This is a genomic window from Streptomyces sp. NPDC047028, assembly GCF_040644095.1.
GTDB lineage: Bacteria > Actinomycetota > Actinomycetes > Streptomycetales > Streptomycetaceae > Streptomyces.
The window spans coordinates 15,117-28,595 of the sequence record NZ_JBEYVS010000010.1 but is presented as its reverse complement, the minus strand read 5'-3'; the positions used below and the strand labels follow the sequence as shown (position 1 = coordinate 28,595).

General features: G+C 73.3%; 9 protein-coding genes. 4 read left to right on the top strand and 5 right to left on the bottom strand.

The genetic code is table 11. The features are described 5' to 3' along the window. The first annotated feature begins 454 nt into the window (after window positions 1–454). Together ABZ854_RS11620 and ABZ854_RS11615 are read left to right on the top strand one after the other, a co-directional pair. Window positions 455–3,127, top strand: a complete 2,673-nt coding sequence (locus ABZ854_RS11620) for a SpoIIE family protein phosphatase (protein ID WP_361207948.1) — start codon at window positions 455–457, stop codon at window positions 3,125–3,127. An 80-nt stretch (window positions 3,128–3,207) separates the two neighbouring features. After that, entirely contained in the window at window positions 3,208–5,949 is a 2,742-nt protein-coding gene (locus ABZ854_RS11615) for a SpoIIE family protein phosphatase (protein ID WP_361207945.1), read from the top strand. Between the two features lie 81 nt (window positions 5,950–6,030). Here ABZ854_RS11615 and ABZ854_RS11610 read toward each other — a convergent pair whose 3' ends face one another. Both ABZ854_RS11610 and ABZ854_RS11605 read right to left on the bottom strand, forming a co-directional pair. Continuing rightward, the gene (locus ABZ854_RS11610) at window positions 6,031–6,267 is read right to left on the bottom strand and encodes a hypothetical protein (RefSeq protein ID WP_361207942.1); all 237 of its coding nucleotides are present in this window, start codon (window positions 6,265–6,267) and stop codon (window positions 6,031–6,033) included. 124 nt (window positions 6,268–6,391) lie between these two features. Beyond that, the gene (locus ABZ854_RS11605; RefSeq protein WP_361207939.1) at window positions 6,392–8,239 is read right to left on the bottom strand and encodes a glycoside hydrolase family 15 protein; all 1,848 of its coding nucleotides are present in this window, start codon (window positions 8,237–8,239) and stop codon (window positions 6,392–6,394) included. Window positions 8,240–8,430: 191 nt separating this feature from the next. On the opposite strand from ABZ854_RS11605, the gene ABZ854_RS11600 reads away from it, so the two are divergent. Continuing rightward, window positions 8,431–8,637 (top strand): hypothetical protein, encoded by a 207-nt coding sequence (locus ABZ854_RS11600; protein WP_129305127.1) that lies wholly within the window; start codon window positions 8,431–8,433, stop codon window positions 8,635–8,637. Between the two features lie 147 nt (window positions 8,638–8,784). Further along, window positions 8,785–10,191 (top strand): Si-specific NAD(P)(+) transhydrogenase, encoded by a 1,407-nt coding sequence (gene sthA / locus ABZ854_RS11595; RefSeq protein WP_361207935.1) that lies wholly within the window; start codon window positions 8,785–8,787, stop codon window positions 10,189–10,191. Window positions 10,192–10,335: 144 nt separating this feature from the next. Here sthA and ABZ854_RS11590 read toward each other — a convergent pair whose 3' ends face one another. From ABZ854_RS11590 to efeB, 3 genes are all read right to left on the bottom strand, one after another. Beyond that, window positions 10,336–10,815: a DUF5709 domain-containing protein gene (locus tag ABZ854_RS11590; protein WP_361207932.1), complete on the bottom strand. Its 480-nt coding sequence runs from the start codon at window positions 10,813–10,815 to the stop codon at window positions 10,336–10,338. An 82-nt stretch (window positions 10,816–10,897) separates the two neighbouring features. After that, a complete protein-coding gene (locus ABZ854_RS11585; protein ID WP_361207929.1) occupies window positions 10,898–12,049 on the bottom strand; it encodes a HoxN/HupN/NixA family nickel/cobalt transporter in 1,152 nt (383 codons plus the stop codon). Window positions 12,050–12,197: 148 nt separating this feature from the next. Continuing rightward, a complete protein-coding gene (gene efeB / locus ABZ854_RS11580) occupies window positions 12,198–13,460 on the bottom strand; it encodes an iron uptake transporter deferrochelatase/peroxidase subunit (protein WP_361207926.1) in 1,263 nt (420 codons plus the stop codon). Between the last annotated feature and the right edge of the window lie 19 nt (window positions 13,461–13,479).

Below are 13,479 nucleotides of genomic sequence, written 5' to 3'. Positions count from 1 at the left end.
GTCGTCGACTCCGGCTCCGCGCGCCGCAGTACGGTCCCGGACGCGGTCCATGCGGATGTCCCGCAGGTAGGCCATGGGGGTGGTGCCGACCTGACGGCGGAACACCTCTTGCAGCCACCGGGCGCTCATCCCGCCGACCTCTGCCAGGTCCGCGGTGGTGTACGGCTGTTCGGGGTGGGCGCGGACGGCCTCGGCGACGCGGGTGACCGGCCGCGCGAAGCCGTGGCGGACCGGGCGGAACCGCACGCAGAGACCCCGCACACCCGCACCGCACGGCTCGGCCTGCCGTGGCGGCCGCCGGAACCGCACGCCCGGAGACCCCGCGCGCCCGCGCCGCGAGGCCCGGCCCGCCGCGCTCGCCGCTGCCGATCCTGTCCGCCCAGGTGCGGTCCGGCGCCGATCTGTCGCATTCTTGCTGTGTCCACCCGGCGGCGCACGGGACGAGGTAGGGCCGATGGCTGGGAGCGGGGAGCAGGTGGTCCGCGCGCGGGCCCGGCTGGCCGCGCTGCTCGTCGACGCCTCCACCAGCGCGCTCGGAGCGGCCGGGGCACGCGTGGCCGGCGTGTACCTGCGGTCCTCCACGCCCGGGCTGCTGCGGCTCGCGGTGCTGGTCGGGCTGCCCGGACCGCTCTTCCGGCCCTGGTGGCGCCTGCACACGGCCCGGCCGTTCCCCGTGTCGGACGCCTACCGGCTCGGCGTCCAGGTGGTGCTGTCGGACGCGGCGGAGACGGTGCGCCGCTATCCACAGTTCGCGGCGGGCCTGCCGTTCCAGTTCGGCTCGGTGTACACACCCGTCCCCGGTGAGGACGAGCCCCTGGGGGTGCTGACGGTGCTGCGCCCGGCCGCGGACTCGGTGGACGAGCTGCTCGACCGCGACCTGCTCACCCGGCTCGCCGAGGACCTGGGGGCGGAGCTGCGCGTCCTCGCGGCGGCGGGCGGCACGGGTGTGACCGCGGGCGGCATGGGCGCGCCAGCGGGTGGCGCGAGCGCGGCGATGGGCGGCACGGGTGCGGCGGGCGGGGAGGCGGCGACGGGCGGCGCGGGCCCGGGAGCGGGCGGCGCGGGCCCGGGAGCGGGCGGCGCGGGCCCGGCGGCCGGTGGTTCGGGTGCGGCGGCGGTCGTCTGGGACGGGGAGCCGTTGTGTGTGCGGCCGCCCTCGGTGGGGCCGGCCGAGGCGCGCGTGGGGCGGTTCGCCTGGGATCCGGCGACCTCGGCGGTGCGCGGCGACGACCGGCTGCACGCCCTGCTCGGCCTCGGTCCCGGCGAGGTCGCGGGCAGCGGCCCGGCGCTCGCGGACGCCGTGGCCCCGGGGGACTCCCACCGGATACTGTCCGCGCTGCACGAGACCGCCGCCGGGAAGCCGCCTCCCACGCCGCTGCGCGTGCGTTCCCGGGACGGCGCCCCGCGGCTGCTCGACCTCTGGCCGGCGGCGGCCGGCGACGGGACGGAGGTCGGCGGGTTCGTGTTCGACCCCGGTCCGGCCGTCTCGGCGGACGGCGCGGCCGACCTGTTGCCGCAGGGGGTGTTCTGCCTGGACCGGCTGGGTGTGATCGTGTACGCCAATCCGGCCGCGGCCCGGCTGGCGGGCCGGGAACGGGCGGGTCTGCTGGGCCGGCCCGTGTGGGAGGCCATGCCGTGGCTGAGCGGTCCGCCGTACGACGATCACCTGCGCGGCGCGCTGCTGTCCCCCGAGTCGGTGCACGTCCATGTCCGGCGTCCCGCCGGGCACCGCGGGGAGCCGGCCGGCGGCGAGTGGCTCGCGCTGTCCGTCCATCCCGGCGCCGACCTGCTGACCTGCACCCTGGTCCCGGCCAGCCGGATGGACGCGCCCGTAGAGCCGACGCCGGAGCCGCACGAGCCGGAGGGCGCGGTGGCCGGCGGGCCCTCGATGGAGCCGTTGTACCGGCCCATCGCGCTCGCGATCGCGCTCACGGACGCGGTGACCGCCCAGCAGGTGTCGGCGGTCGTCATGCAGGAGCTGCTGCCCGCGTTCGGCGGCCGCCGCCTGGCCATCTACCTGCTGCAGGACCGGCATCTCTACCTGGCCTGGGAGACCGGCTTCCCGCAGGGCTTCCTGTCCCCGTTCGACGGTGTCGGGCTGGACGCGCACATCCCGGGCGTGGAGACCCTCACCACCGGCCGCCCGCTGTTCTTCGAGTCGATGCAGCAGATGGCGGCCACCTACCCGGGCATCCCGCTGGACGCGGAGGAGGGCGCCCGAGCCTTCCTGCCGCTGATCGCCTCCGGGCGGCCGGTGGGCTCCTGCATCCTCGGCTTCGACCGGCCGCGGAGCTTCAGCAGCGACGAGTGCACGGCCCTCACCGCGCTCGCCGGGCTGATCGCGCACGCGATGGAGAAGGCCCAGCGCTACGACAGCGAGGCCGCGCTCGCCCGCGGCCTGCAGCAGGCGCTGCTGCCCCGGCGGCTGTCGGCGCACCCGCGGGTGGAGACGGCGGGCCGCTATCTGCCGGGCACGCAGGGCATGGACGTGGGCGGTGACTGGTACGACGTGGTCGAGGCGGGCGACGGGCTCGCGCTGGTCATCGGCGACGTCCAGGGGCACGGGGTGCAGGCGGCGGCCACGATGGGGCAGCTGCGCAGCGCGGTGCGCGCGTTCGCGCTGGGCGACCGGCCGCCCGACGAGGTGATGAGCGGGACGAACCACCTGCTGATCGACCTGGACCCGGGCCAGTTCGCCAGCTGCTGCTATCTGCGCCTGGATCCGGCCACCGGGCGGGCCCGGGTGGCCCGGGCGGGGCATCTGCCGCCGCTGCTGCGCGCTCCGGACGGCCGGACCCGGGCGCTGGACATTCCGGGCGGTGTCGTCCTCGGCGTGGATCCGCGGGCCCGGTATCCGGTGACCGAGCTGCTGCTGGAGCCGGACGCGGTCCTCGCCCTGTACACGGACGGTCTGGTCGAGCGGCCCGGCGCCGACATCGACGACGGGATCGAGGCGCTGCGGCTGGCGCTGGCGCGGGCCGGTGCGGCGCCCGGGCGGCGTGGCGGGCGCTCCCTGGCCGGGATGGCCGACCGGCTGACGGCCACCGCCCGGCACGCCGCCGACCGGCCCGACGACGTGGCGCTGCTGCTGGCCACCCGCCGCGCGGCGCCCGCGCCCCGCCGATGAGGGGAGCGCGCCGCGATTCGTGGCGGTCACCTCGGGTGACGGTCTCGCCTGACGGGGCCGGGCAGTGTAGACATGGGCTCATGGTGCGACTGCCCGGCCGGCCCGACACGCGGCCGCCTCGCTCGTTCGGGCATCCGCGTGCGTCGCTCGGCGCGCGGCAGCCGGACGGGAGCGGCGCGAACGGCTCGCGTCCGGGGGTGCTGCGTTCTGCGGTGAGCGGTCGCAGCGTCGCCGGGCAGGTGTTCGTGCTGCAGGTGGTGATCGTGCTGCTGCTGGTCGTGTCGGCGGTGGTGGCGCAGGTGCTGCAGGTGCGGCACGACAGCGACCTGGAGGCCCAGAACCGATCCCTCGCCGTCGCGGTGACGTTCGCCAACGCGCCCGGCACGGTGGCGGCATTGCGGTCGCCGCATCCGACGGCCGTGCTGCAGCCGCGCGCGGAGGCCGCCCGCAAGGCCTCCGGGGTGGACTTCATCGTGGTGATGAACACCGACGGCATCCGCTACACGCACCCGAAGCCGGACCGCATCGGCAAGAAGTTCGTGGGGACCATCGGGCCGGCGCTGGCCGGGGGCACGGTGGTGGAGCACATCCACGGCACCATCGGGCCGCTGGTGCAGGTGGTGGTGCCGGTGAAGGACTCCGCCGGCAAGGTCGTGGGTCTGGTGTCGTCCGGCATCACCACCGCACACGTGGGCGGGGCGGCCGACCAGCAGCTGCCGCTGCTCCTGGCGGCGGCCGCGGCGGCGCTCGCACTGGCCACCGCGGGCACGGCGCTGGTCAGCCGGCGGCTGCTGCGTCAGACGCGCGGCCTCGGGCCGTACGAGATGACCCGGATGTACGAGCATCACGACGCGGTGCTGCACGCCGTCCGCGAGGGTGTGCTGATCGTGGGCGGCAACGGCAGGCTGCTGCTCGCCAACGACGAGGCACAGCGGCTGCTGGACCTGCCGCCGGACGCCGAGCGGCGGCATGTGCTGGACCTCGGCCTGGACGAGGAGACGGCGGGTCTGCTGTCCTCGGGCCGGGTGGCGACGGACGAGGTGCACCTGGTCAAGGACCGGTTGCTGGCCATCAACCAGCGCCCCACCGACCTGCGCGGCGGTCCGCCCGGCAGTGTCACCACACTGCGTGACTCGACCGAGCTGCGGGCCCTGTCGGGGCGGGCGGAGGTGGCGCGCGAGCGGCTGAACATGCTGTACGACGCCGGGGTGGGCATCGGCACCAGCCTGGACGTGACCCGCACCGCGGAGGAGCTGGCGGAGCTGGCGGTCCCCCGGTTCGCCGACTACGCGACGGTGGACCTGTTCGACGCGGTGCTGGGCGGCGAGGAGCCCAAGCCCGGCACGGCGCTGCGCCGTACGGCGTCCACGGGTGTCCGCAAGGACGCCCCGCTGTATCCGGTGGGCAAGCGGATCCGGTTCGTGGCCACGTCGCCGCAGGCGCGCAGCCTGACCACCGGGCAGTCGGTGGTGGAGTCCCGGCTGCGGGAGGCGGCCGGCTGGCGGGCGCAGGACCTGGAGCGCACCGAGCAGGTCGTCGGGTACGGCATCCATTCGCTGCTCACGGTTCCGCTGCGGGCGGGCAGCCTGGTTCTGGGGGTGGCGAACTTCTGGCGGGCGGACAAGCCGCAGCCGTTCGACGGGGAGGACCTGGCGCTGGCCGAGGAGCTGGTGGCGCGGGCGGCGGTGTCGATCGACAACGCCCGCCGCTACACCCGCGAGCACAGCATGGCGGTCACGTTGCAGCGGAGTCTGCTGCCGCGGTCGCTGCCCGAGCAGGGTGCGCTGGAGATCGCGTACCGCTATCTGCCGGCGCAGCTGGGGGTGGGCGGCGACTGGTTCGACGTGCTGCCGCTGTCCGGGGCGCGGGTGGCGCTGGTGGTGGGTGACGTGGTGGGGCACGGGCTGCACGCGGCGGCCACGATGGGCCGACTGCGCACGGCGGTGCACAACTTCTCCTCGCTGGACCTGCCGCCCGACGAACTCCTCGGGCTGCTGGACGAACTGGTGGGCCGGATCGACCAGGACGAGACCCCGGCGGACGGTGCCGCGGCGATCACCGGCGCGACCTGCCTGTACGCGGTGTACGACCCGGTGTCCCGGCGCTGCACCCTGGCCCGGGCCGGGCATCCGCCGCCGGCCCTGGTACGGCCGGACGGCAGCGTGGAGTTCCCGGACCTGCCGGCGGGGCCGCCGCTGGGGCTGGGCGGGCTGCCGTTCGAGACGGCCGATCTGGAACTGGAGGAGGGCAGCCGGCTGGTGCTGTACACGGACGGGCTGGTCGAGGACCGCGACCGGGACATCGACGTCGGTCTCGACCTGCTGCGCGACGCGCTGCGCCGGACGCCCGGCGCCTCTCCCGAGGAGACCTGCCGTACGGTGCTCGACCGGCTGCCGGCCCGGCCGAGTGACGACGTGGCGCTGATCGTGGCCCGGACCCGGGTGCTGGGCACCGACCGGGTCGCGGAGTGGCAGGTGCCGTCGGATCCGGCGGCCGTGTCCGAGATGCGGGCCTCGGTCACCCGGCAGCTGACCGACTGGGGCCTGGAGGAGCTGACGTTCACCGCGGAGCTGATCCTGAGCGAGCTGGTCACCAACGCGATCCGGTACGGGCGCGGCCCCATCGGGGTACGGCTGCTGCTCGACCGGACGCTGATCTGCGAGGTGTCCGACAGCAGCACGACGTCGCCGCACCTGAGGTACGCGGCGAGCACCGACGAGGGCGGCCGGGGCCTGTTCCTGGTGGCGCAGCTGGCGGAGCGCTGGGGCACCAGGTACACCCCGCACGGGAAGATCATCTGGGCGGAGCAGCCCCTGCCCTGAACGCCCACGCGAACACAACCGTCCAGGGCGGCCGGGCTGGCGGGTTCAACGAGGGCCCGGTCCGCCCCGGAGCGATGATGGTCAGTTGCCGCCGATGCGGGAGCGCAGCAGCTGCTTGCCCAGCTCGGCGCCCTTGCGGCTGTCCGCCTGTGCCTTGCGGAACAGGTCCACGACCTCGTCGTCCTTGTCGCGCTCGGCGTCCTGGATGTACTGCTCCAGGCGCAGGGAGTTGCTCAGGCACGCCTCGACGTACCAGATGAGGTTGTAGTCCTTGTCCCGGGTGCCGGTGACCTCGCCGGTCTCGCTGGTGCTCGTCATTCGGGGTCTCCTCCTTCTGCCGACCCTGGCGATTTCTGCTCGGGCAGGACCCCGGGTACCCGTGCGGTCAGGGGGCACACGGCGCGGTCCGGGCGGATGCCGGGACCCGGCGGGGGCGCGGCCGTCAGCCGAGGGCGCGGTCCAGGTCGAACGCGGCACTGATCAGGGCGAGGTGGGTGAACGCCTGCGGGAAGTTGCCCTGTTGCTCTCCGGTGCGGCCGATCTCCTCGGCGTACAGGCCGAGGTGGTTGGCGTAGGTGAGCATCTTCTCGAAGGCCAGCCGGGCCTCGTCGAGCCGGCCGGCCCGCACCAGCGCCTCGACGTACCAGAACGAGCAGATGGAGAAGGTGCCTTCGTCGCCGCGCAGTCCGTCGGGGCTGGCCTCGGGGTTGTAGCGGTAGACGAGGGAGTCGGAGACGAGTTCCCCGGTGAGGGCGTCCAGGGTGGACAGCCACTTGGGGTCGGTGGGGGCGATGAACTTCGCCAGGGGCATCATCAGTACCGAGGCGTCGAGGACGTCGCCGTCCTCGTGCTGCACGAAGGCACCCCTCCGCGGCGACCAGCCGCGGTCCATGATCCGCCGGTAGATCGTGTCGCGGGCCTGTCGCCAGCGCGGCAGGTCGGCGGGCAGCCCGCGCCGGTTGGCCAGCCGGATGGCGCGCTCCACGGCCACCCAGCACATCAGGCGCGAGTACAGGAAGTTCTTGCGCCCGCCGCGGGTCTCCCACACGCCCTCGTCCGGCTGGTCCCAGTGGTCGCACACCCAGTCGACCAGCCGGCACACGTCGTCCCACTGGCCGCTGGAGATGGGCTGGGCCCACTTGTCGTAGAGGTAGACCGAGTCGATCAGGGCGCCGTAGATGTCGAGCTGGAGCTGGCCGGCGGCGGCGTTGCCGACCCGGACCGGGGCGGAGCCGCGGTGGCCCTCCAGCTGGGTCAGTTCGCGTTCGGGCAGGTCGGAGCGGCCGTCGATGCCGTACATGATCTGCAGCGGGCCCAGGGCGGCGCCGTCGCCGGGGCTGATGTGGGTGGTGAGGAACCGCATGAACGCCTCGGCCTCGCCGCTGAAGCCGAGGCGCAGCAGCGCGTACACGCAGAACGCGGCGTCCCGGATCCAGACGTAGCGGTAGTCCCAGTTCCGTTCGCCGCCGGGCTGTTCCGGGAGGCTGGTGGTGGGGGCGGCGACGATGGCGCCGGTGGGGGCGTAGGTGAGCAGTTTCAGGGTGAGCGCGGAGCGGTGCACCATCTCGCGCCAGCGGCCCCGGTAGCGGGACTGGTGCAGCCAGCGCCGCCAGTAGGCGACCGTCGTGTTGAACTCCCGCTCGGCCTCCATGCGGGGGCAGCCGCGCGGGGTCACCTGCTCGCCGACGAGGTCGAGGGCGAACACCGCGCTCTCCCCCTCGCCGAGCTTGAAGGCGGCCCGCGCGTCCTGCCCGTCGTGCTCCAGAGGGACGGTGGAGGTGAGGGCCAGGGAGCGCCGGGCGGACTCGAAGAGGATCATGCCGCCTTGTTCGCGCAGGGTGTGCGGGTCGGCGCCGTAGCCGAAGCGCGGGGCGACCAGGCTCCGGAACGGCACGGTGCCGCGGACGCAGACGACACGCCGGATCAGCCGGTGCCGGCCCTCCTCGTCCGGCCGTTCGTCGCCCTGGCCGGTGACCGGCATGAAGTCCTGGACCTCGCCGACGCCGTCCTCGGTGAAGAAGCGGGTGATCAGGACGTTGGTGTCGGGGAAGTAGAACTGCTTGGTGCGGGCCGGTACGGCCGCGGCCAGTTCGAAGCAGCCGCCGCGGTCGGCGTCCAGCACGGCCGCGAAGACGCTGGGCGCGTCGAAGGACGGGCAGCAGTACCAGTCGATGGTGCCGTTCGTGCCGACCAGGGCGACACTGCGCAGATCGCCGATGAGCCCGTGGTCGGCGATCGGCAGGTAGCGCGGAGCACCGGCCGGATCCTGCGGGAACGGCGTCTCGGCCATCGCTCGGGCCTCCCTGGTGCGGGGTGCTGTCTCCAGCGTAGGGGGGAGGTTTCCGCCCGGCGCGGCCAGGAACCCGGACCGGTCCCGGGCCCTTCCGGATGCGGGGCGTGGCCGGGCGGGGAATCGTGAGAGTGTGCCCCGTTCGGCGGCACCGGCACGGATGCGGTCATCCGGACCGAGGAGGAGGCATCATGGCGACGTCAACACCCGAAGAGTCCCGGTCGTCCGGCGACCACTGCACCCCGGACGCCCTGCTCCACTCCGCTCCCGCCCGGGGCATCAGCCCTGAGGACCTGGTGATGGCGGCGGGCAGGGACGTCACCCCGGCCAACCTGGACTGGGCGCGCCGCAAGCTGGAGACGGAGGGGCCTTCGGCGGTCGAGAAGCTGCTCCCGTAAGGGCACGGAACCGGGGGCGGGAGCAGGGCGGGGCGTGTGCGGCGGACGCGTGGCGGTGCGTCCGCCGGCACGTGAGGGGACGGCGCGCCCAAGGCCGTGCCCGCCGCTCTCTTCCGGCGGGGCACCCGGGGCTGCCAGACTCCCGGGATGCCCGACTTCGACTTCGACATGCTCGTCATCGGATCCGGTCCCGGCGGCCAGAAGGCCGCAATCGCCGCGGCCAAGCTGGGCCGCCGGGTGGCCGTCGTCGACTCCCCCGACATGGTCGGCGGTGTCTCCCTGCACACCGGCACCATCCCTTCCAAGACCCTGCGCGAGGCGGTGCTGTACCTGACCGGTCTCACCCAGCGCGACCTGTACGGGCAGAGCTACCGGCTCAAGGAGGACATCACCGTCGCCGACCTGACCGCCCGCACCCGGCACGTGGTCGGCCGTGAGGTGGACGTCGTCCGCAGCCAGCTGTCCCGCAACCACGTGACCCTGCACGCCGGCACGGGCCGGTTCACCGACCCGCACACGGTCGCCCTGACCGACGCCGGCGGCCGGGAGCGGCAGTTGAGCGCCGAGCACATCGTCATCGCCACCGGCACCCGGCCGGCCCGCCCGGACACGGTGGAGTTCGACGGGCGCACCATCATGGACTCGGACAACGTGCTCTCACTGGAGCGGGTACCGCGCTCCATGGTGATCGTCGGCGCGGGCGTGATCGGCATGGAGTACGCGAGCATGTTCGCCGCGCTGGGCAGCAAGGTGACGGTGGTCGAGAAGCGGCCCGGCATGCTCGACCTGTGCGACGTCGAGATCGTGGAGTCGCTCAAGTACCACCTGCGCGACCTGGCCGTCACCTTCCGGTTCGGGGAGACCGTGGCAGCCGTCGAACGGCATCCGCGCGGGACGCTGACCGTGCTGGAGAGCGGCAAGAAGATACCGGCGGACACGGTGATGTACTCGGCGGGCCGGCAGGGGCTGACCGCCGGCCTCGACCTGGACAGGGCCGGCCTGACGGCGAACGCGCGCGGCCGGATCAAGGTCGACGAGCACTACCGCACCGAGGTGGAGCACATCTACGCCGTCGGTGACGTCATCGGCTTCCCGGCGCTCGCCGCGACGTCCATGGAGCAGGGACGGGCCGCCGCGTACCACGCCTGCGGGGAGCCGGTCGGGCGGATGCACAACCTCCAGCCGATCGGGATCTATACGATCCCCGAGATCAGCTTCGTCGGACGGACCGAGGACCAGCTCACCGAGGACTGCGTGCCGTTCGAGGTCGGGATCGCGCGTTACCGGGAGCTGGCGCGGGGGCAGATCATCGGCGACTCCCACGGCATGCTGAAGCTCCTGGTCTCCCCGGAGGACCGCAGGCTGCTCGGCGTGCACTGTTTCGGTTCGGGGGCGACCGAGCTGATCCACATCGGGCAGTCGGTGATGGGGTGTGGGGGGAGCGTGGACTATCTGGTGGACGCGGTGTTCAACTATCCGACGCTGGCGGAGTCTTACAAGGTCGCTGCGCTGGACGCGACGAATCGGCTGCGCCAGCTGGGGCGGCTTGATTAGCTCGGGTGAGCTGCGCTCGGCGGGGTGAGGGTCGTCGTACGGGTGCGGGTGGGATGTGGCTGGTCGCGCAGTTCCCCGCGCCCGTTAGGTGGGTGCAGCCCAGGCCGACTGAATCGCGGCCCGGATCACCTGCCCCGGGCCGGCTCAGCGGTTCGGGTCTTCGGTGATGTGTACCGCTGCCTCCTCGGCTCCTGCCGCTCCGCCGTCGATGCCGACGTCCCGGGCGATCTCGTCCTTCGTGGTGTCCGGGTGGGCGCCCTCGTCCGGGGCCACGAGGCGGCCGGCCCGGGTCTCGCCCGCCTCGGGGTCCACCGGTTCGCCCTCGCCGTCGAGGAGGTCGCCGATGCCGTCGCCGGGGGGTGCGGTGGCGTCGGGGACCTCCTGGCGCAGGCGGTCGTCGAGGGTCTCGCCCTCGTGCTGTTCGGCGGCGGTGGTGCCGTGCTTGGTGACGCCGAGGGGGCGTTCGGGCGGGGAGTAGCCCTCGTCGAGGACGTCGTCGTAGGTGCGCTCGCCGACCGCGTCCTGGAGGTCCAGCGGGGCGGCGTCCTGCTGTTCCTCGTTGGTGCCGGTGGGCTGGTAGGCGTCGTCCGCCATGGGGGTCTGCTCGGCCTGCTGGTCGCTCATCGCCGGCTCCTTGTCGGCTCGGGGTCGGACCCGGTCCGCGTTTCCCGGAGCGCGGTGCCTAACCCTGCCGCCGGTCGCCGGGTCAGTCGGCCGGGGCGTGGGCCAGAGACGCCGTCCACTTCTCCTCGATGCGGCCGGCCTTCCAGACGACCAGGGCGATCGCCCAGGTGACGAAGAAGAGGCCGACGATGGCGAAGCCGACCGTGTTCAGGTCGAGGCCGGCGATCCAGTCCCAGAACGCGCCGTGCAGGCCGAGCTTCTGGGCGAGCAGGCCGAGGAGTTCGACGGTGCCGATGAGGAGGGCGACGGCGACGGACAGGCCGGTGATGGTGAGGTTGTAGTAGACCTTTCGGACCGGCTTGGAGAACGCCCACTCGTAGGCGAAGTTCATGAACGAGCCGTCGATGGTGTCCAGCAGGGACATGCCGGCCGCGAACAGCACGGGCAGGCACAGGATGGCGTACCAAGGCAGGCCGGAGGCGGCGCCCGAGCCGGCGAGGACGAGCAGGGCGATCTCCGTGGCGGTGTCGAAGCCCAGTCCGAAGAGCAGGCCCAGCGGGTACATCTGCCACGGTTTGGTGATCGACTTCATGACGCGGCCGAGCAGCCGGTTCATGAAGCCCCGGTTGTTCAGCTGCTGCTCCAGGGCCGCCTCGTCGAAGTCGCCGGAACGCATCCGGCGGAACACCTTCCAGATGCCGGCCAGGATGACGAGGTTGATGGCGGCGATGACGTAGAGGAAGGTCCCGGAGACGGTCGTACCGATCAGGCCGGTGACGTCGTGCAGCCGGGAGTCGTCGTTCTGGACCGGTCCGGCCAGGGTCCGCACGCCGAGGGAGAGCAGCAGGGCGAGGCCGAAGACGATGCTGGAGTGGCCGAGGGAGAACCAGAAACCGACCGAGAGCGGCCGCTGTCCCTCGCCCATCAACTTGCGGGTGGTGTTGTCGATGGCCGCGATGTGGTCGGCGTCGAAGGCGTGCCGCATGCCCAGCGTGTACGCGGTCAGGCCGATGCCCACGCCGAAGGACTGGGTGCCGACGCTGTAGTGCTCCGGCGCCACGATCCCGACCAGCGTGCCCCAGCCGATGACGTGCAGCGCGAGGACGAACGCGGCCATCGCGCCGGCCCTGGTCCACTCCTGGCGCGTCATGGAGCCGCGGACGCGGTGCCAGGCCGAGCGCTTGGTGCCGGCCCGGGCGGGGAGGGACGGAGCGGGACCAGGGGCGGCCGTCATCGTGAGGGTGTCCTTCGGTGGTACGGGTACGGCTGCGTCGACCAGCCTGGTGCCATCATCCCGTACTTGCAACTCATGTGCAGTAAAGCGCGCGCCCGGCCTTTCCCATGAGCGGGAAAAGCCGGACGGCGGGTGGGCAGGGCCGCGGTCAGGCGGAGAGCAGGCCCCGGCCGAGCCAGTCCCCGGCGTCGCGCACGCCGGGCAGGGCGAAGAAGTAGCCGCCGCCGGTCGGGGAGATGTAGTCGACGAGGGGTTCGTCGATCAGCCGGGTCTGCACGGCTTCGAACTGCCGCTTGAGGTCCTGCTGGTAGCAGCAGAAGACCAGTCCCATGTCCAGGTCGCCGACGTTGTCCACGCCCCGGTCGTAGTTGTAGCCGCGGCGCAGCAGGCGGGAGCTGTCGGTCTTCGGGGTGCGCGGGTTGGCCATGCGGATGTGGGAGTCCAGCGGGATGACGGTGCCGTGCGGGTCCTTGGCGTAGTGCGGGACGTCGGTCTCCTTGGCGCCGTCGAGCGGGGCGCCGGTGTCCTTGCGGCGGCCGAACATCTTCTCCTGCTCGGTGAGCGAGACCCGGTCCCAGAACTCGACGAGCATGCGGATGATCCGGATCACCTGGTAGCTCCCGCCGTGTGTCCAGGCCGGTTCGCCCTGCCCGTCGCCGATCCAGATCAGCCGGCTGGTCTCGCGGGGCGAGGTGACGTCGGGGTTGGCGATGCCGTCCTTGAAGCCGAGCAGGTTGCGGGCGGCGCCGGTGGGGCGCGGGGCGTTCTGGAAGCCGTCGACGCGCCACTTGATCTGCAGGGCGCCCCGGGTGTGCCGGGTCAGGTCGCGCAGGGCGTGCAGCACGGTGTCCTGGCTGTTGGCGCACAACTGGAGGGAGAGGTCGCCGTGGCACTCGGCGGGGTTCAGGTTGTCGTTGGGGAACGTCCGCATCGGGGTGAGCCGGAGCGGCCTGGCCTTGGCGAGGCCGTAGCGGTCGTCGAAGAGGGAGGCGCCCACACCGACGGTGACGGTCAGGGCGTCCGGCGGCACCTGGGGGCCGAGGAGGCCGTTGTCGGAGGGCGGCGCGCCGACACCGAGGTCGGTGGGGGTGCCGCCGGCGGTGAGGAAGCGGGCCCGTTCGGTGAGGGTGCGCAGCAGGCCGGCGAGGTCCTTGCGGTTCTCGGCGATGACGTCGAAGGAGACGAAGGTGGCCGCGGCGGGCGCCGCGGTGACGATGCCGGCCTGGTGGGCGCCGTGGAAGGGGACCTCGGCACTGCTGTCGTCGCCGCCGCTGTCCGCCCGGGCCGGGCCGGCGCTCGCGCCGAGGGCGAAGCCGCCGCCGGCCAGGACCGCTCCGGCGGCGCCGGCGCCGAGCGCGCCGCGCACGAACGAGCGGCGGGCCGGACAGGCCGGGGTTTCGGCAGTGGACATCGAGGGGTTCCCTTCGGGC